The organism is Mesorhizobium sp. M5C.F.Ca.IN.020.32.2.1 (assembly GCF_004023105.1).
Taxonomy (GTDB): Bacteria; Pseudomonadota; Alphaproteobacteria; order Rhizobiales; family Rhizobiaceae; genus Mesorhizobium; species Mesorhizobium wenxiniae.
On record NZ_RZSX01001431.1, the window covers coordinates 1 to 864 of the forward strand.

An 864-nucleotide genomic window follows, 5' to 3' on the forward strand; every position below is an offset into this window, starting at 1 on the left:
AGCCAACACAGCGCCGCACGTCCTTTGGGACGCGCAAAGGACGCTGTACCATTTTCGGTTATGCGTTAGGCGTATTTCTCTCCATGGAGTTTCCCATGCTGACCATTTCGGCGGCCGAGGTCGATCAAGCGCTGACCTTTCCCGGCCTGGTCGAGACGCTGCGCGCGGCCTTTCGCGATGGCGCGGTACAACCGGTCAGGCATCACCATACGGTCGAACGGCCCGACGGCGCGGCCTCGACGCTGCTCCTGATGCCTGCCTGGACCGACTTCAATGCGGCCGGCACGTCGGCAGGCGGCCATATCGGCGTCAAGATCGTCACGGTGTCGCCCGACAACAACACCGTAGGCAAACCCGCTGTGATGGGGCTTTACCTCCTGCTCGACGGCGCGACCGGCGAGCCTGAAGCCATGATCGATGGCCAGCGGCTGACGCAGTGGCGCACGGCCTGCGCCTCGGCGCTGGCCGCTTCCTATCTGGCCCGCGAGGACGCTGAGCGGCTGCTGGTGGTCGGCGCCGGCGCGCTGTCGCCGTTCCTCGCCAGGGCGCATTCAGCGGTGCGGCCGATCACCGCAATCCGCATCTGGAACCGCACACCGGCCAATGCCGAAAAGGTTGCGGCGGAATTGCGCGCCGAGGGCTTTGCGGCCACCGCCGCGAGCGATCTCGACGCCGAAATCGGCCAGGCCGACATCGTTTCGTCGGCGACCATCACGACCACGCCGCTGATCAAGGGCGCGCTGTTGAAGCCGGGCACCAATGTCGATCTGGTCGGCGGCTTCACGCCGGTCATGCGCGAAAGCGACGACGATGCGATTGCGCGTGCTCGCGTCTACGTCGATACCCGGGCAGGCGCCGCCAAGG

At 66.6% G+C, this 864-nt stretch carries 1 protein-coding gene; it reads left to right on the forward strand.

Features of this window, described 5'->3' with window-relative positions; translation table 11 throughout:
- Nucleotides 1-95: 95 nt before the first annotated feature.
- Nucleotides 96-864: ornithine cyclodeaminase family protein (locus EOA86_RS36555; protein WP_128345828.1), on the forward strand; the 769-nt coding region annotated here is incomplete at its 3' end.